Below are 17,170 nucleotides of genomic sequence, written 5' to 3' on the forward strand. Positions count from 1 at the left end.
GTCGCTGTTCGCGCGGGGCCCCGCCCCGGGGATCGGCCCCTAGGCCATGGCCTTGCCGTACCTCTCCACGCGCTCCGCGCGCAGCTCTCGCGCCTGGTCCGGGTCCAGCACCGGAGCGGCGTTGAGCAGCTGGCGGGTGTAGTCGCTGCTCGGGTTCTCGTACACCGAGTCGCTGTCGCCCATCTCCACGATCTCCCCGGAACGCATCACCGCGACCCGGTCGCTGACCTGGCGCACCACCGCCAGGTCGTGCGCCACGAAGATGTAGGTCAGGCCGAAGTCGTCCTGGAGCTCCGACAGCAGGCGCAGCACCTGGTCCTGGGTGGACACGTCCAGCGCCGACACCGGCTCGTCGCAGATGATCAGCTTCGGCTTGAGGATCAGCGCCCGCGCGATCGCGATCCGCTGGCGCTGTCCGCCCGAGAACGCGTGCGGGAAGCGGTTGTAGTGTCCCGCCTCCAGACCCACGCGCTCCAGCAGCTCCTGCACCTGGCGGCGGACCTTCTTGGTGTCCTTCTCCCCCTGCACCCGCAGCGCGGTGCCGATCGCGTCGCCCACCGTCACACGGGGGTTGAGGGAGGAGTACGGGCTCTGGAACACCATCTGCACGTCACGGCGCAGCGGACGCAGCGTCCGCTCGGGCATGTGGGTGATGTCGCGGCCCTCGAACACCACCCGTCCCCTGGTCGGCTCCAGCAGCCGCATCACCATCCGCGACAGGGTGCTCTTGCCCGATCCGGACTCGCCCACCACGCCGAGGGTCTCACCGCGGTGCAGGTCGAAGGACACGCCCTTGACCGCCCAGAAGTCCGTGGCCTTGCCCCACGTGCCACCACGCACGCGGAACCGCTGCGCCACGTCCTCCACCCGCAGCAGCGGGGTCTCCTCGGAGGAGTCCCCCCTGCTGGTGTCGGAACCGGTGGCGGGCGGGGAGAAGGCCGCGAACTCGCCCGACCCGGCGGCCCGGCCCTCGCGCTTCTCCCTCTCGGCCCGGTCGGCCCGGTCCTCGGCGCGGCGCTGGGCGCGGGAGACCTCCACGCGGGGCACGGCCGCCAGCAGGCTCTGGGTGTAGGGGTGCTCGGGCTCGGCCAGCACCGTGCGCACGTCGCCGCGCTCCACCGCCACTCCGTGGCGCATGACCACGACCTCGTCCACGGAACCGGCGACCACGGCCAAGTCGTGCGAGACCAGGATCAGCGCCATGCCCAGGTCGCGGCGCAGCTCGTCCAGCAGGTCCAGGACCTGCGCCTGCACCGTCACGTCCAGGGCGGTGGTGGGCTCGTCGGCGAGCAGGACCTTGGGGTCGCACATCAGGCCCATGGCGATGACCACGCGCTGGCGCATACCGCCGGAGAACTCGTGCGGGTAGGAGTTGATCCGCTTCTCGGGTTCGGGGATCCCCACCCGGCCCAGCGACTCCACGGCGCGCTTGTGCGCCTCGGCCTTGGAGGCCTTGGGCTTGTGGATCTTGTAGGCCTCGATCAGCTGGTTGCCGATCGTGTACTGCGGGTGCAGCGACTGCATGGGGTCCTGGAACACCATGGCGATGTCGTTGCCGCGCATCTGCCGCAGCTTCCTGTCCGAGGCGCTGACCACGTCCTGGCCGGCGACCTCGATGGTGCCGGTGATCCGCGCCCGGCTGCCCCGGTGCAGGCCCATCAGCGCCAGCGAGGTCACGCTCTTGCCCGAGCCCGACTCGCCCACGATGCCGAGGGCGCCCCCGGCGGGCACCTCGAAGGACAAACCGTTCACCGCCTGGACGTCGCCGTCCATGGTCGGGAACGTCACCCGCAGGTCGTCCACACGGACGACGGGCTCGGTCGAGGCCATGTCACTTTCCTTCGCTAGAGCTGCTCTGTTCAACGCTGTCGCGCGTTACGCGGCGATCCGCACGCGCGGGTCGACGACCGGGTAGAGCAGGTCGACGACCAGGTTGCAGATGACGATGAAGACGGCGCCCATCAGGGTCACGCCGAGGACCACGGGCAGGTCCTTGCTGATGATCGCGTCGATGGCGTAGGCACCGATGCCGTTCAGGGAGAACACCGTCTCGGTGAGGATCGCGCCGCCCAGGACCAGGCCGAGGTCCAGGCCGAAGATGGTCACGATGGGGGTCAGCGTGGGGCGCAGCGCGTGCTTGAAGATCACGCGGCGCTCGCTGAGGCCCTTGGCGCGGGCGGTGCGGATGTAGTCCTCGCCCAGGACCTCCAGCATGCCCGCACGTGTCTGACGCGCGTACTGCGCCGCGTGCAGGAAGGCCAGGGTCACCCAGGGCAGGAACATCACCTGGAACCAGGCGAAGGGATCCTCGCTGAAGGGAACGTACCGCGAGACCGGGAACAGCTCCCACTCGTGCACGAGGAAGGCCAGGGCCAGCAGACCGGTGAAGTAGATCGGCATGGACACGCCCACGAGCGCGGTGCCCATGGCCATGCGGTCGAAGAGGCTGCCCTTCTTGACCGCGGACAGGACGCCGACGGCCACGCCGCCGATGATCCAGATGATCGCCGCGCCGAGGGCCAGCGAACCGGTGACCGGCAGGCGATCGAGCAGCTGGGGCAGCACGGGGCTGTTGGTGGTGAAGGAGTAACCGAGGCAGGGTGCCGCGCACTCCACCGTCTCCCGGCCGAAGGAGAACTCCTGGCCGAGCAGCAGACCCTTGATGAAGTCGAGGAACTGCACGGCGACGGGCTGGTCCAGACCGAGCCGCTCCACCGTGGCGTCGAGCGCCTCGGGGGTGGGTGCCTTGCCCACGTACAGCGCGGCCATGCCGCGCGGAGTCACGCCCGCCCAACGCGGCAGGACGTAGAAGATCCAGAAGGTCACCGCCGTGACGACGGCCAACAGCAGCAGCCCCGCACCGAGGCGGCGGAGAATGTAGTTCAGCATCGCGGTCGGCGGCGGGGGTACCCACGGGGCCGTGGCACCCCCGCCGCCTTCACCTGCCTTCTCGTACTAGTTCAGGCCGGTCGGGGCTCTAACCCCGGTCCACGCCCAGGGCCATGAAGTCGTACATCGCGTACGCGGACGTGTGGTACACGTTCGTCAGCTCGTCCGAGCGGTAGTACAGCGAACGGTCGAAGACGACGGGCAGAATGGCCGCCTGCTCCATGACCAGGGTGTCGATCTGCTCGTAGATCTCGGCCCGCTCGGTCGGGTCCTCGGTGGCCAGGGCCTCGTCCCACAGGGCGTTGATCTCCGGGTCGTCGAGCTCGGAGGTGTTGTAGTTGCCCGTGGCCTGGATGGCGTCGCCGTCGGTGATCTTGGAGGCGAAGCCGTAACCGGTGGCCCAGTCCGGGCTCCAGCCGGAGACGCTCAGGCCGATCTCGTTCTCACGGACGTAGTCCTGCGAACCGGCGTACTGGGCGAAGAAGTCCTCGGCCGGGAAGCTCTGGATGTCCAGCTCGATGCCGACGCGCTTCAGGGACTGCTGGAGGGACTCGGCGGTGGCGACGTCCTCGGGACGGCCCTCGCGGACGGCGATGGTGGTGCTGAAGCCGTCGGGCTCGCCGCACTCCTCCAGCTTGGTCCGGGCCGCGTCCAGGTCACCCTTGTTGTCCTCGGACGGGTACAGGTTCGAGTCCGGGTTCGCTCCGGGGAGGGTCGGCGGGAGCAGGTTGGTGGCGATGTCGCCGCCGGTCTCGCCGCCCCAGGCGCGGTGCAGGCTGTCGCGGTCGGCCGCGTACATGATGGCCTGGCGGCAGGACACGTCCTCGATGATCGGCGTGTGGATGTTGACGTAGCGCAGCGCACCGGTGAACGGGTTGTCCAGGTTGTTCTGGACGGACTCGTCGGTGAGCAGGGTGCCCGCCATGGCCGGGCCGACGCCGGTACCGGTCAGGTCGACGTCGATGTCGCCGTTGACCAGGCGCTGGTCGATCTCCTCCTGGGCGACGCCGATCTCGACGGTGACCTTGTCCGGCAGGGCCGGGCGGATCGGGTCGGTCTCGGCGTCCCAGTGCTCGTTGCGGACCAGGTCGAGCTTCACGCCGGGCTCGTACTCGCCGTCGAACTTGTACGGACCGGAGGAGAGGACGTCCAGCTTGTACAGCGCGCCCTTGTCGGCCTCCATGGGCACCGGGGCGGTCTGCGACTGGGCCAGCACGTACGGGAACTCGGAGAAGGAGTCCTTGAGGTGGAAGACCAGGGTGTGGTCGTCCGGGGTCTCGATCGCCGTGAGGGTCTCCAGCGGGTTGTCGACCTCGTAGACGTTGAAGTTCTCCTGGTCCAGGTGCGCCTGGAAGTAGCGCGGGCCGTTGGGCAGCTCACCGCCGTTGTAGTTGGAACGGGCGATGGCGTACTCGATGTCCTGCGCCGTGATCTCGGTGCCGTCCTCGTACTTGAGGCCCTCCTGGATCTGGATGGTCCACTCGGTGAAGTCCTCGTTCGGCGTCGGCATGCCGGTGGCCAGGTCCGTGGTCAGCTCGGTGGACTCCTGACCGGGAGCGGGCTTGAAGGACAGCAGCGTACGGGCGTAGTAGCGGCTGAAGTTCCAGCTGAACCCGTAGTAGGTGTCGCCCGGGTCGGTGGAGTCGAAGTCCGCGGCGATGGCGTAGCGCAGGGTGCCGCCGGTCTTGTCGGAGGGGTTGACGACCTCGGTCGCCCCCTGGTTGAAGGTGGCGCCGGTCGCGGATCCACCGTCGTCGGAGCCGCCGCCTCCGCAGGCGGAAAGAAGGAGGGACGCCGCCGCGCCCAGCGCGACGAAGCCGAGTGTGCGTTTCCTCAAGGAACTGCCTCTCATGCGAACCTGATGGGGAATGGTGGGATCAACCTGTGGTCGGATCCCTTGCCGGGCGGAAACCGGACGGGACGGTCTCCGGTGACCGTGGATCAGTCGGAGGTCTTGGGGTCGAAGGCGTCTCTCAGGCCGTCACCGAACAGGTTGAACGCGAGCACGGTGACGAAGATGGCCAGGCCCGGGAAGACGACGAAGTACGGCGCGTTCGCGTACAGGGGCACCGCGTCGGAGAGCATCTTGCCCCAGCTCGGGGTGGGCGGGTTGATCCCCACTCCGAGGAAGCTCAGGGCCGCCTCGAACAGGATGTTCGTCGGGATGAGCAGGGTCGAGTAGACGATGATCGGCGTGACCAGGTTCGGCAGGATCTCCTTGAACAGGATGTGCCGGTTGCTGGCGCCCAGGCTCCTGGCCGCCTCGACGAACTCCCGTTCACGCAGGGAGAGGGTCTGCCCTCGGACGATGCGGGCGATGTAGGGCCAGTTGAAGAAGCCGATGATGAAGACGATGACGCCGATGCGCAGCCCGTTGCCCGTCAGCCCGAAGACGCCCTCGGGGATGACGCCCACCAGGGCGATGGCGAAGAGCATCAGCGGGAAGGCCAGGAAGACGTCCATGGCCCGGCTGATGACGGTGTCGACCCAGCCGCCCTTGTACCCGGCGATGATGCCCATGACGGTACCGATGGCCACGCACAGCAGGGTGGACAGGAAGGCCACCAGCAGGGAGATCTGGGCCCCGTAGACGATGCGGCTGAACAGGTCGCGACCGGTGACGGGCTCCACGCCCAGCAGGTGGTCGGCGCTGACCGCACCCCACGGGTCGGTGTCGAACGGGCTCGGGTTGTCCGGGTCGTTCGCCGGGAGGCCGGTGGTCGGCTCGATGAGGTCCTGGTGGAACTGGTTGGGCGGGTGCCCGAACCACTTGGCCAGCAGGGGCGCGCAGATCGCGGCCAGGATGAGCAGGACGACGACGATGCCGGAGATCATCGCGACCTTGTCCTTGCGCAACCGCTGCCAGGCGATCTGGCGCAGGGAACGGTTCTGGGAGTCTCCGCGAACCTCGTCGGCCTGCGCGGCACCGTTCACGGCGTCGGTCTTCTCCGCCTGCTCCGCCGAATCGGGGGCATGCGAGGGTGCGCTCATCAGGCCACCACTCTCCACTCATACGCTTCTGGCCGAGGGGAACGGGACAGAACCCACCAGAGGTCCGCGTGGAGGGGTGACCTGCGGAGTCTCACAGTGGGGCCGGCCGGTTCTCGACACTGGCTGGCGTGGGCGCCGCGTCAACGCGGCGGGAGGGTGTCCCGCCTCCGCCGACCCGGCCCGCGAGAGTGTGCCACATCACCTGAGGAGTTGGACACACCGGGACCGTGGCGCCCGGGCTGTTACACAGCGACCAACTTACTCGCAGGTTGAGCGCAGAACGTCCAATATCCGATCATGTATCTAAATCGTGACAAAAAACGTTAAAAGGCCCATATAACAACAAAAGGCCACATAGTACGCATTCATCGGATGACCGGCCGCGAGCTGGGGCGATGCCCTGATAACACCGGACCCACGATACGACCGGACGCGTACCGGTTCGGCCGGGAAAGGGGCACGCTATGGCAAGTGCTATGCGTCACTCCGTGACGAAGAGGACGCACACGGCAACGACGACCCCATCGTAGCGGGGTCGTCGTCAGAAGGTGCGCGAGGCGCGCGGCGCGCCTACTCGATGCCGCGCTTGCGGAGCAGTTCCTCGATGTCGCCGAGGTCGGAGAGGTCGTCGGCACCGCCGGACTGCTTGGGGGCCGAGCCCACCTGTCCCTTCGTCCCGGAGGAGGAGGCGGCGGCCGGACCGGGGCGCGCGCCCTCCTCGGCGGCCTCCGACGTCCTCTTCCTCCCCCTGGGCCGGGTTCCCACGTCACGGGCGCGCATGACCCCCGAGACCACGTAGAGCACCACCGCCAGGCCCGCCAGGGCCACACCGGCCCACACCAGCGGGTTGAACAGCAGACCGGCCAGGATGCCGAAAACGCTCATGACGAACTGCCAGACGGCGTTCATCAGCCCGATCAGGCCGGCGGCCAGCGGCAGCAGCGACCACGCCACGCCGCGCAGGCCCGAGGCCGCGCCCTTGGCACGCCACACGAAGAAGGAGATCACCAGGCCCACGAGAGTGAGGCCGCCTCCCAGGGCCAGACCGGTTATCCACGTCAGGTTCTCAGGCATGGGCCCAGTCTCGCATCCGGCGCCGGAACGCACATCCGGTCGATCCCCTAGGGAGTGTCCTGCGGGCCCCCGGTCCGGCGCCCGTTTCCGGAGAGGCCCTCTCCCCACGCTACCGCGATCGTCCGGTGCCGGCCGGACCACCGCGGACCGCACCGGCCCGAACCCGCGTCATCCACCGTGATCAGCGCGGACCGGGCCCCACGTCACACCAGCGGTGGTTCCGGTCAGCGCTGGGCGACCAGCGACTCCAGCCAGTCCAGGTCCACGCCCACCAGGCTGTCCCGGAACACCACGCCCTCGCGCGGCGGGATCTCCACGTGGTTGGGCACGGCGACCGTGACGCACCCGGCGTCGGCCGCCGAGGCGACGCCGACCACCGAGTCCTCGAAGGCGACACAGCGCCCGGGGTCCACCCCGAGACGGCGGGCGGCCCTGAGGTAGGGGTCGGGGTGGGGCTTGTTCGCCTCGACCTCGTCCCCGGCCACCGAGTCGTCGAAGTTGTCCAGGCCGATCCCGCCGATGGCCGCCTGCACCAGCGATCGCTCGGTGGAGGTCACCAGGACCACCGGCACCTCGCTGCGCGCCAGCATGGTCACCAGTTCCTTGGCCCCCGGACGCAGCTGGGCGCCTCCGGCGAGCTTGACGCGGAACCGCGTGTACAGCAGGTCGGCGACCTCGCGCGGGGTGAGGTGGTGGGCCCCGGTCAGGTCGATGATGTAGCGGCCCACGGGCTCGGCGGCGTTGCCGACGTTGCGCCGGTGGTCCTCGTCGGTCCACTCCCCGCCCAGTTCGGCGACCAGCTCGGCCTCGGCCTCACACCACAGGTGCTCGCTCTCGATGAGGGTGCCGTCCATGTCCAGGAGGACGGCCTGGAGGCGTGCGCCCCCGGAGACCACGGTCTCGGAGGCTTCAGGGCTCAGCGTGCTCTGCTCGCTCATACGTTCGGTGGCGCGTTCCGGGCCGGGCCGGAGGGCACCACGCTCTCCCCTCGTGTGTCATGTGGTGTGCGTCATCAGCGTGCTGGACGCGGGGCGCCCGCGTCGTGAAGAGGACCTGTCAGCGTCCTTTCCACACTACGAACACTTGGGCCACGGCGGATGGAGAGCTGTCCCACACTCCCGGCCGCGCACGCGTCGGCCCCGCCCTCCGCCAGGGGAGGACGGGGCCGAACGCGCCCGCGCGGAACCGCCGGAGCGATCAGACGTTGAAGTAGGTCGCCTCCGGGTGGTGCACCACGATCGCGTCGGTGGCCTGCTCCGGCACCAGCTGGAACTCCTCCGACAGGGTCACGCCCACCCGCTCGGGCTCCAGCAGGCGCATGATCTTGGCACGGTCCTCCAGGTCGGGGCAGGCCCCGTAGCCCAGCGAGAAGCGGGCGCCCCGGTAACCGAGCTTGAAGAACGCGTCCAGCTCGGCCGGGTCCTCACCCGCGAAGCCCAGTTCCGCGCGCACCCGGGTGTGCCAGTACTCGGCCAGCGCCTCGGTCAGCTGCACCGACAGACCGTGCAGTTCGAGGTAGTCGCGGTAGGCGTCCTTCTCGAACAGCTCGGCGGTGGCACGGCTGATCGCCGGTCCTACGGTCACCACCTGGAAGGACACCACGTCCAGCTCCCCCGACTCCTTGGGCCGGAAGAAGTCGGACAGGCACAGGTGGCGGTCCCGGCGCTGGCGCGGGAAGGTGAAGCGCGTGCGCTCGGCCCCGTCCTCGTCCAGCACCACCAGGTCGTCGCCCTCGCTGTAGCAGGGGTAGTGGCCGTGCACCACGGCCGCCTCCAGGAGGCCGTCGGTCTGGATGCGGTCCAGCCACATCCGCAGACGGGGGCGGCCCTCGGTCTCCACCAACTCCTCGTAGGTGGGCCCGTTGCCGCCGCGGGCGGCCTTGAGCCCCCACTGGCCCATGAAGGTGGCGCGCTCGTCGAGGAAGGCGGCGTAGTCGGCCAGCGGGACGCCCTTGCTGATCCGGTCGCCCCAGAAGGGCGGCTTGGGCACCGGATTGGTGGTCGACACGTCGCTGCGGGCGGGCATCCGCTCGGGCTCGGTCACCCTGAGCTTGGCGCCCGACTTCACGCGGCGCTGGCGCAGGGCGGGCAGCTCGGCGCCCTCCTCACCGCGCTTGACCGCCATGAACGCGTCCATCAGGCGCAGGCCCTCGAAGGCGTCCTTGGCGTAGCGCACGTGGCCGTCGAACATCTCGGCCAGGTCCTGCTCCACGTAGGAGCGGGTGAGCGCGGCGCCGCCCAGCAGGACCGGGAAGCGCTCGGACAGGCCCCTGGAGTTCATCTCCTCCAGGTTCTCCTTCATGATGACCGTGGACTTGACCAGCAGGCCGGACATGCCGATCACGTCGGCGCGCTCGCTCTCGGCCGCCTCCAGGATCGCCGACACCGGCTGCTTGATGCCGATGTTGACCACGTCGTAGCCGTTGTTGGACAGGATGATGTCCACGAGGTTCTTGCCGATGTCGTGGACGTCGCCCTTGACGGTGGCCAGGACGATGCGGCCCTTGCCGTCGTCGTCGCTCTTCTCCATGTGCGGTTCGAGGTAGGCGACGGCGCCCTTCATGACCTCGGCCGACTTGAGCACGAACGGCAGCTGCATCTGGCCGGAGCCGAACAGCTCGCCGACGGTCTTCATGCCCGCCAGGAGGGTGTCGTTGACGATCGCCAGGGCGGGCCTGGACTCCAGAGCCTCGTCGAGGTCGGCCTCGATCCCGGCCATCTCACCGTCGATGATGCGCCGCTCCAGGCGTTCCCACAGCGGCAGGGCGGCCAGTTCCTCGGCGCGGGAGGCCTTCATGGACTTGGCGTCCACGCCCTCGAACATCTCCATGAAGCGCGAGAGCGGGTCGTAGTCGTCCGTGCGCCGGTCGTAGACCATGTCGAGGGCGACCTCGCGCTGGTCCTCGGGGATCTGGTTGATGGGCACGATCTTGGAGGCGTGCACGATCGCCGAGTCCAGTCCGGCCTGGACGGCCTCGTGCAGGAACACCGAGTTCAGCACGATGCGGGCGGCCGGGTTGAGGCCGAAGGACAGGTTGGACAGGCCCAGGGTGGTCTGCACGTCCGGGTAGCGGCGTTTGAGCTCGCGGATGGCGTTGATCGTCTCCAGACCGTCCCGGCGGGTCTCCTCCTGCCCGGTGGTGATGGGGAAGGTGAGGCAGTCGATGACGATGTCCCCGGTGCGCAGACCCCACTCGCCGGTGATCTGCTCGATGAGTCGGCTGGCGACGCGGACCTTCCACTCGGCCGTGCGCGCCTGGCCCTCCTCGTCGATGCACAGGCCCACGACGGCGGCGCCGTGCTCCTTGACCAGCCGCATGATGCGGGTGAAGCGGGAGTCGGGCCCGTCGCCGTCCTCGTAGTTGACCGAGTTGACCACGCTCCTGCCGCCGAGGGACTCCAGGCCCGCCTCCAGGACGGGCGGCTCGGTGGAGTCGAGCATGATCGGCAGCGTGGAGGCGGTGGCGAAGCGCGAGGCCAGCTCGCGCATGTCGCCGACGCCGTCGCGGCCCACGTAGTCGAGGTTGAGGTCGAGCATGTGGGCGCCGTCGCGGATCTGGTCCCGGGCGATCTCCACGCAGTCGTCCCAGCGCTCCTCCAGCATGGCCTCGCGGAACTTCCTGGACCCGTTGGCGTTGGTGCGCTCGCCCACGGCCAGGTAGCTGGCGTCCTGGCGGAAGGGCACGCTCTGGTAGAGCGAGGAGGCGGAGGGCTCCACCAGCGGCTTGCGGTTCCTGATCCCGCGGCCCTGGACCCGCTCGACCACCTGGCGCAGGTGCTCGGGGGTGGTGCCGCAGCAGCCGCCGGCCAGGCTCAGGCCGAACTCGGAGGTGAAGGTGTCGTGGGCGTCGGCCAGCTCCTCGGGGGAGAGGTTGTAGACGGCGCCGTTGGGGCCCAGCTCGGGCAGGCCCGCGTTGGGCATGCAGGAGATGGGGACGCGCGAGTGGTGCGACAGGTAGCGCAGGTGCTCGCTCATCTCCGCGGGGCCGGTGGAGCAGTTGAGGCCGATGACGTCGATACCGAGCGGTTCCAGGGAGGTCAGCGCGGCGCCGATCTCCGAGCCGAGCAGCATGGTGCCGTTGGTCTCGATGCTGACCTGGGCGATGATCGGCACGTCCCTGCCCAGGGCCCTGCGGGCGCGGTCGGCGGCCACCACGGCGGCCTTGACCTGGAGCAGGTCCTGGCAGGTCTCGATGAGGACGGCGTCGGATCCGCCGTCGATCAGGCCGCGCGCGCACTGTTCGTAGTGGTCGCGCAGCAGGGCGTAGGGCGCGTGGCCCAGGGTGGGCAGCTTGTTGCCGGGCCCCACGGAACCCAGGACGTAGCGGGGGTGGTCGGGACTGGAGTGGGCGTCGGCGGCCTCGCGGGCCACCCGCGCTCCGGCGTGGGCGATCTCGTAGACGCGGTCCTCGATGCCGTACTCGGAGAGGCCTCCGAAGTTGGCGGAGAAGGTGTTCGTCTCGATGGCGTCCGAACCCACGGCAAGAAAGGCGGCATGGGTGTCACGGACGATGTCGGGACGGGTGAGGTTGAGGATGTCGTTGCATCCCTCGTGCCCCTCGAACTGGTCGAGGTCGAGATCGTGCGCCTGGAGCATGGTGCCCATCGCTCCGTCCGCCACGATGACACGCTGGGACAGTGCTTCACGGAAGGTCGGGCTTGCTCTCATGCTTCGTAACTCTATGTCGGAGCACCGCGGCGACCCAGAAGGTGTCCCCGTGACGCGTGGCACTGGGCGGGTCCCCGGCGCGGGGCGGATCGGGTGTCCGGGACGGCCGCGTCCACCGCGGCCGCCGGCGTAGAGGCCGCCTCACCAGGCATTTCGCCATGTGAGACGCGAGTCCCACCATATGCGCGACGACGCTGCTCAGCCTCGCCCAATCAGACGAATTTCCGTCCGTTTCCGGGCCGGGATCACCACGGAGACACCACCGGGGACGGCCGCCCGCACGGGCGCGGGATCGCGGTTTCCAAGCAGGGGCGCACCCCATAGGGTGGACTCCGTCCGCGTGCTGGGAGGAAGTTACATGGCCAAGCTCGTCCGGGAGCTTGTTGACCCCGTGATGGTGGCGGCGTTCGAGGGATGGAACGACGCCGGTGAGGCGGCCAGTCTGGCCGTGGAGCACCTGTCGAGGGAGTGGGGCGCCCACGAGCTGTGCGCGCTGGCACCGGATGACTACTACGACTTCCAGGTGACCCGGCCGCGCATGTCGGTCGTGGACGGCGTGGTCAGCGGGGTCGAGTGGCCCACGACCCGGGTCCAGGTGGCGACGCCGCCGGGGTCGGGGCGCGACGTGGTGCTGGTGACCGGTCCCGAGCCGAACATGCGGTGGCGTTCCTACACCGCCGACCTGCTGGCCATCGCGCGGGAGCTGGGCGTCGAGCGGGCGGTGATGCTGGGCTCGCTGCTGGCGGACGCCCCGCACACGCGGCCGATCCCGGTGACCGGTATGGCCTCCCCCATGGAACTGGGCACCACCCTGGGGCTGGAGCCGACCACCTACGCGGGCCCGACGGGCATCGTGGGCGTGGCGCACGAGACGTTCAGCGCGGTGGGCATCGAGACCGTGTCGCTGTGGGCGGCCATCCCCCACTACGTCGCCCAGCCGCCGTGCCCGAAGGCGTCCCTGGCGCTGCTGGCGTGGGTCGAGGACTTCCTGGGCCTGCGCGTGCCGCTGGGGGACCTGCCCGACGAGTCGGTGTCGTGGGAGTCCAACGTCAACGAGCTGACCGCCGAGGACGAGGACATCGCGGCCTACGTGCGCGGCCTGGAGGAGGCCAAGGACACCGCCGAGCTGCCCGAGGCGTCCGGTGACGCGATCGCCCGGGACTTCGAGCGCTACCTGCGCCGCCACGACGAGGGCTGAGCCCGGCGGCGCCCCGCGGAGCCCGCCGGGTGCGCTCAGACCCGCATGCGGCGCCACTCCCCCGTGGCCAGGACCGAGGCCCAGGCCCCGGCGATGCGGGCCAGGCCGCGGCGGACCTCGTCCACGACGGCGGGGGCCAGCGGCACGGGGGTGTCGCGGGACGGTTGCAGTCGCACGGTGACCCGGAGGCCGTCCAGGACCTTCTGTCCCCGGGCGATGGCCTCGTGGTCGGGTTCGGAACGCTGCTCCAGGACGGCCCGGATACCGTCGCGCAGGGCGATGGCCTCGTCGAGGTCGGCGAGGGTGATGGGAATGGCGCCCTCGGTGGTCAGGCGGTGCTCGCGCAGGAACCGCGCGAGGTCGGCCCGGTCGGTGAGCCCGCCACCGGTGGAGACGAAGTCGGCGATGAGTTCGGCGGCCGTGCTGGGCCGCGTGGGGGTGGTCATGACGGCCATCCCACCATGGTCGGAGCCCTGATGCCGGCGTTTCGCCGAGTTCGTGGCCACAGGTGGTCACCGTGCACGTGCATAACGAGACGTGTGCGCACGAATCGGGCGGAACGGTTTCCACACGGCCAGGAACCGGATCAGTACAGCCACGATCCTCCGTACTCAGCCGCCGAGCAGCGCACGGACCTCCTCGCGTTCTCCCGGCAGTCCCAGCCGTGCCAGGACGACCCGGAAGTTGGCGATCCGGTCGTGCCAGAACCCGTCGGAGTCGGCCAGCACCCGGAGGTAGTCGCGCTGGACGCCGGTGAGCTCCTCGAGGTTACGGGCCCGGACGGGCGGCTTCTCGTCCCCGTCCCGGGGCGGAAAGGCCAGGGCGAGCAGCGGACCGGCGTCCTCCGCGGCGGTGAGGACCGACGTGAGCGGGGCCAGGGCGCGCAGCACCGGGAGCAGGCGTGCGGCGTCCTCGGGGGTCGAGCGCTCGGCGAGGGTCCGGACGAGGGTGAAGCGGACACGGGCCGGGAAGAAGGCGGGGCGCGTGGTGAACCACGCGTCGGCCTCGGCGGGCCCGGCCAGGGCGGCGACCAACTCCCCGGTGGCGACGGGGTTGTCGCGCTGGGAGGGGGCCAGGGCCGCGCAGGCGCGGATCGCCGGGTCGGCGTGGGTGAGGAACTCGGTGGTGTCTCCGCCGCACTCCCCCAGGGCCAGGACGATCACCGCGCCCTCGTCGCGCGTCTCGGCCATGTCGGCCGCGCCGGACAGGTCCAGCGCCAGGCCGCCCAGCCGGGCGGTGGCCGCGGCGGCCTCCACTGCGCGGATGCGCGTCAGGGGATCGTGGCAGGTGAGGAAGGGGCGGACCGCCTCGTTCAGTGCGGGCGCGGCGGCGCGCAGATCGTCCGCCGCCTCGTCCATGAGCGTCTCCACGCCGCCCTCCGACCAGGCCTCGTCGTCGGCGTCGTCGGCCAGCACCGCGTCGATCAGGCGTACGCGTTCGTCCTCCGACAGGGGCGCCCGCGCGACCGGTGTCGCGTCGGTGGAGGCGGCGAACGCGGCGGCGCTGTCGGCCACGTCGGTGAGGAAGCCCAGCAGGCTCTGCCTGAGGGGGCTGGGGGCCGCGCCCATGGCCTCGGAGATCGAGTCCCGGGCCAGGTCGTCCAGTTCGGGGCGGTCCAGGATCCCGGCGACGAACAGGGCGGCGGGGACGGTGGCCGGGTAGACCGTGCCCTGGTGGAGGATCGAGCCGTACAGGTAGTCCAGCGCGTGCTTGCGCTCACACGTGCCGCCGGTGAGCAGGGGGGTGAGGCGCTCGGGCGCGTCGGCACCGGAGCCGTGGGCGTGGAAGGTGCGGTCCCATGCGGTGCTGCGGAGTACGTCCGGTCCTGTCTGCATGTCCCGGATTGTGGCAGCGCCCACCGACGTTCCGAGGCCTGCTTCGGACGGGGCGCCACGGTCCTTCGGCGTCCCCACCGCGACATCGGACCGACCGGCCGGAGGCCGGGCCGCCGGGGCCCGAGCCCGGCACTCGGCGGAACCCAGGCCCTTCGGCGTGGTGGGGACACGGGTGGTCACGGGTGGTGCCGTACCACCCGACGTACTCGTCTGGAGCGCTGACGAACTCCGCGACGGTTACAGGCGCACGCCCAGCAGCGTGTCGACGGTGGCGCGCACCAGGGCGGGCGCCCCGGTGTCGGTGCCGCCCTCGGTGAGCGCGGCGTCGGCCCAGGCGTCCACTGCGGCCAGGGCGCCCGGGGAGTCCAGGTCCTCGGACAGGGCCGCGCGCACGGCGGCGAGCACCGGGGCGGCGTCGGGGGCCGCGCCCAGGGCCAGGGCGGCGCGCCAGCGGTCGGCCCGGGCGGTGGCGGCGGGGAGTTCGGCGTCGGTCCACTCCCACGGCGCCCGGTAGTGGTGGTCGAGCATGGCCAGGCGGATGACGGCCGGGTCGACGCCCTGTTCGCGCAGCTTGGAGACGAACACGAGGTTGCCCAGGGACTTGGACATCTTCTCGCCGTCGAGGCCGACCATGCCCACGTGCAGGTGGTTGTGGGCGTTGGGGCCGCCCGTGACGCAGCGGGACTCGGCCGCGCCCATCTCGTGGTGGGGGAAGATCAGGTCGCTGCCGCCGCCGTTGAGGTCGAAGGCGGGGCCGAGGCGGTCCAGGGCGATGGCGCTGCACTCGATGTGCCAGCCGGGACGCCCCCGGCCCAGGGGGCTGTCCCAGGCGGGTTCACCGGGGCGTTCGGCGCGCCACAGCAGCCAGTCGAGCGGGTCCTTCTTGTCGGTGCGCCCCGGGTCGCCGCCGCGCTCGCCGAACAGTTCCAGCATCTCGCCGCGGTCCAGGTGGCTGATCCCGCCGAACTCGGGCGCCTCGGCGGCGGAGAAGTACAGGTCGCCGTCGATCTCGTAGGCGGCGCCGGTGGCCCGGATGCGGGCGGCCAGGTCGCTGATGAGGTCGACTGACTCCACCACGCCGACGTAGGAGGTCGGAGGGATGATCCGCAGGGCGGCCATGTCCTCGCGGAACACGTCGATCTCGCGGTGGGCGAGGTCGCGCCAGTCGACACCGGTGGCCTCCGCGCGCTCCAGCAGCGGGTCGTCGATGTCGGTGGTGTTCTGCACGTAGTTGACGTCGTGCCCGGCGTCGCGCCAGACCCGGTTGGCCAGGTCGAAGGTGAGGTAGGTGAAGGCGTGACCCAGGTGGGCGGCGTCGTAGGGGGTGATGCCGCAGGCGTACATGCCCGCCCGGGGTCCCGGCGTCGTCGTCCTTATCCGTCCGGTGGCGGTGTCGTGGACGCGGAGGGGGCCGCCGGTACCCGGCAGGGGGACGATGTCAGGCGCAGACCATGAACGCATACCGCGCAGCCTATCCGGACGGGCGTGCGACACGCGTGCGTGGGAGGGCGGACGGCGTGCGTGATGATCACCCCAGGCAGGACGGGAATAGTCGGGGACTCATCGGTGCGCGGGAAGGTCGCGGCGCCTCCTGCCGATGAGGACGGCGCCGGACACCGCCGCGGCGGCGCACACGACGGCCATCTCCTCGTTGCCCAGACGCCAGTGCAGCAGCGCACCGCTGACCGAGACGACGTAGAGGAGCCAGTAGGCCCCGCTCTCCATCAGGTTGCCGTGACGGCTCCTCATCGTGCCCCCTGCCGTGAACGCGTGTTCGCACGCGAGCCTGACGGCGTGTGCGCCGTCTCTCTCTGAGACGCCGCGGTCACTCTGGGGGTTGACAACCATGGGTGTGGGAGATGGCTCAGTCCCGTGCGCGGGCGCGGCGAACACCAGCGACAGAGGGTGTCCGTCGCCCCGGCCGGGCCACGTCGCCCACCGGCCCCACGTGTACGCGCGGCGGCGGGCGGCGACGTGCTCTCGGCGGGTCGGGCGCGGGTCCGGTCTCACGCGCGTGCGCCACCGGCGCGTCCGGCCAGCCGGGTCACGGTTCCGGGACAGCGCCCCGGAGGGGAGGGCGCCGGGTCAGGGCCGGGCGGCGTCGGCGAGCTCCAGCAGGTCCAGCTCCTCGGCCACGTGCTCCAACTCGGGGGCGTCCACGGGGCCGAACTCGGCGATGTCCGCCCGGGTCGCGCGGAGCCGCCAGCGCGCCCTGGCCGTGGCGCGGCGGTCTCGGGTGCTCGGGGCGTGGTCGGGCGGGAACGCGTGGTCGCGGACGGTCATGGCGCTCATGGGTGGTCCTTCGGAGTGGGTCGGCGGTCATGGGTGCCCGGGTCACGGTGTGACGCTGCCTCCGCGTCCCGAGTTCGCCGTGGCCACGTTCCCGTACCGCGCCTTCGGCACGGTTCCGGAATCCTTTCGCTCCGTCCCAGGTCGGCGGGGACCGGGAGGTGCGCCGCCACGGTGTCCCTGTCCTCTACCCGCTGTCCCGCGCGCAATGCACAGCGTCCGCGCA

The 17,170-nt window shown here is 70.6% G+C and carries 13 protein-coding genes; 1 reads left to right on the top strand and 12 read right to left on the bottom strand.

Annotated elements, in window-relative coordinates; all coding sequences use genetic code 11:
• Positions 1-39: 39 nt before the first annotated feature.
• From D455_RS0104680 to metH, 7 genes are all read right to left on the bottom strand, one after another.
• The gene (locus D455_RS0104680; protein ID WP_017569606.1) at positions 40-1,830 is read right to left on the bottom strand and encodes an ABC transporter ATP-binding protein; all 1,791 of its coding nucleotides are present in this window, start codon (positions 1,828-1,830) and stop codon (positions 40-42) included.
• Positions 1,831-1,875: 45 nt separating this feature from the next.
• Positions 1,876-2,889, bottom strand: coding sequence for an ABC transporter permease (locus D455_RS0104685; protein WP_017569607.1), 1,014 nt, complete (start codon positions 2,887-2,889; stop codon positions 1,876-1,878).
• An 88-nt stretch (positions 2,890-2,977) separates the two neighbouring features.
• A complete protein-coding gene (locus D455_RS0104690; RefSeq protein WP_017569608.1) occupies positions 2,978-4,726 on the bottom strand; it encodes an ABC transporter substrate-binding protein in 1,749 nt (582 codons plus the stop codon).
• Positions 4,727-4,830: 104 nt separating this feature from the next.
• Positions 4,831-5,880 (bottom strand): ABC transporter permease, encoded by a 1,050-nt coding sequence (locus D455_RS0104695; protein ID WP_017569609.1) that lies wholly within the window; start codon positions 5,878-5,880, stop codon positions 4,831-4,833.
• Positions 5,881-6,450: 570 nt separating this feature from the next.
• Positions 6,451-6,954, bottom strand: coding sequence for a hypothetical protein (locus tag D455_RS0104700; RefSeq protein WP_051064577.1), 504 nt, complete (start codon positions 6,952-6,954; stop codon positions 6,451-6,453).
• Positions 6,955-7,178: 224 nt separating this feature from the next.
• A complete protein-coding gene (locus D455_RS0104705; protein ID WP_017569611.1) occupies positions 7,179-7,892 on the bottom strand; it encodes an HAD family hydrolase in 714 nt (237 codons plus the stop codon).
• 259 nt (positions 7,893-8,151) lie between these two features.
• A complete protein-coding gene (gene metH / locus D455_RS0104710) occupies positions 8,152-11,622 on the bottom strand; it encodes a methionine synthase (protein ID WP_083922138.1) in 3,471 nt (1,156 codons plus the stop codon).
• Positions 11,623-11,980: 358 nt separating this feature from the next.
• Here metH and D455_RS0104715 point away from each other — a divergent pair, with 358 nt between their 5' ends.
• On the top strand, positions 11,981-12,820 hold the full coding sequence (locus tag D455_RS0104715; protein WP_017569613.1) for a PAC2 family protein: 840 nt from the start codon (positions 11,981-11,983) through the stop codon (positions 12,818-12,820).
• 35 nt (positions 12,821-12,855) lie between these two features.
• Here D455_RS0104715 and D455_RS0104720 read toward each other — a convergent pair whose 3' ends face one another.
• From D455_RS0104720 to D455_RS0104740, 5 genes are all read right to left on the bottom strand, one after another.
• Complete coding sequence (locus tag D455_RS0104720; RefSeq protein WP_086003340.1) at positions 12,856-13,266, bottom strand: ABATE domain-containing protein; 411 nt, start codon at positions 13,264-13,266, stop codon at positions 12,856-12,858.
• 165 nt (positions 13,267-13,431) lie between these two features.
• Positions 13,432-14,655, bottom strand: coding sequence for a hypothetical protein (locus tag D455_RS0104725; RefSeq protein ID WP_017569615.1), 1,224 nt, complete (start codon positions 14,653-14,655; stop codon positions 13,432-13,434).
• A 237-nt stretch (positions 14,656-14,892) separates the two neighbouring features.
• Positions 14,893-16,116: a cysteine--1-D-myo-inosityl 2-amino-2-deoxy-alpha-D-glucopyranoside ligase gene (gene mshC, locus D455_RS0104730; RefSeq protein ID WP_083922140.1), complete on the bottom strand. Its 1,224-nt coding sequence runs from the start codon at positions 16,114-16,116 to the stop codon at positions 14,893-14,895.
• 99 nt (positions 16,117-16,215) lie between these two features.
• On the bottom strand, positions 16,216-16,404 hold the full coding sequence (locus tag D455_RS32510; protein WP_026122318.1) for a hypothetical protein: 189 nt from the start codon (positions 16,402-16,404) through the stop codon (positions 16,216-16,218).
• 336 nt (positions 16,405-16,740) lie between these two features.
• The gene (locus D455_RS0104740; RefSeq protein WP_017569618.1) at positions 16,741-16,947 is read right to left on the bottom strand and encodes a hypothetical protein; all 207 of its coding nucleotides are present in this window, start codon (positions 16,945-16,947) and stop codon (positions 16,741-16,743) included.
• Between the last annotated feature and the right edge of the window lie 223 nt (positions 16,948-17,170).

Source organism: Nocardiopsis halotolerans DSM 44410, from assembly GCF_000341065.1.
In the GTDB taxonomy this organism is placed as follows: Bacteria; Actinomycetota; Actinomycetes; order Streptosporangiales; family Streptosporangiaceae; genus Nocardiopsis; species Nocardiopsis halotolerans.

What these genes read in the sequence shown, in the direction of transcription:
- D455_RS0104705 (WP_017569611.1), bottom strand. Translation starts at nt 7,892, where the DNA reads ATGAGCGAGCAGAGCACGCTGAGCCCTGAAGCCTCCGAGACCGTGGTC.
- D455_RS0104725 (WP_017569615.1), bottom strand. Translation starts at nt 14,655, where the DNA reads ATGCAGACAGGACCGGACGTACTCCGCAGCACCGCATGGGACCGCACC.
- D455_RS0104720 (WP_086003340.1), bottom strand. Translation starts at nt 13,266, where the DNA reads ATGACCACCCCCACGCGGCCCAGCACGGCCGCCGAACTCATCGCCGAC.
- D455_RS0104700 (WP_051064577.1), bottom strand. Translation starts at nt 6,954, where the DNA reads ATGCCTGAGAACCTGACGTGGATAACCGGTCTGGCCCTGGGAGGCGGC.
- D455_RS0104680 (WP_017569606.1), bottom strand. Translation starts at nt 1,830, where the DNA reads ATGGCCTCGACCGAGCCCGTCGTCCGTGTGGACGACCTGCGGGTGACG.
- D455_RS0104695 (WP_017569609.1), bottom strand. Translation starts at nt 5,880, where the DNA reads ATGAGCGCACCCTCGCATGCCCCCGATTCGGCGGAGCAGGCGGAGAAG.
- D455_RS0104715 (WP_017569613.1), top strand. Translation starts at nt 11,981, where the DNA reads ATGGCCAAGCTCGTCCGGGAGCTTGTTGACCCCGTGATGGTGGCGGCG.
- D455_RS0104740 (WP_017569618.1), bottom strand. Translation starts at nt 16,947, where the DNA reads ATGAGCGCCATGACCGTCCGCGACCACGCGTTCCCGCCCGACCACGCC.
- D455_RS32510 (WP_026122318.1), bottom strand. Translation starts at nt 16,404, where the DNA reads ATGAGGAGCCGTCACGGCAACCTGATGGAGAGCGGGGCCTACTGGCTC.
- mshC (WP_083922140.1), bottom strand. Translation starts at nt 16,116, where the DNA reads ATGCGTTCATGGTCTGCGCCTGACATCGTCCCCCTGCCGGGTACCGGC.
- D455_RS0104685 (WP_017569607.1), bottom strand. Translation starts at nt 2,889, where the DNA reads ATGCTGAACTACATTCTCCGCCGCCTCGGTGCGGGGCTGCTGCTGTTG.
- metH (WP_083922138.1), bottom strand. Translation starts at nt 11,622, where the DNA reads ATGAGAGCAAGCCCGACCTTCCGTGAAGCACTGTCCCAGCGTGTCATC.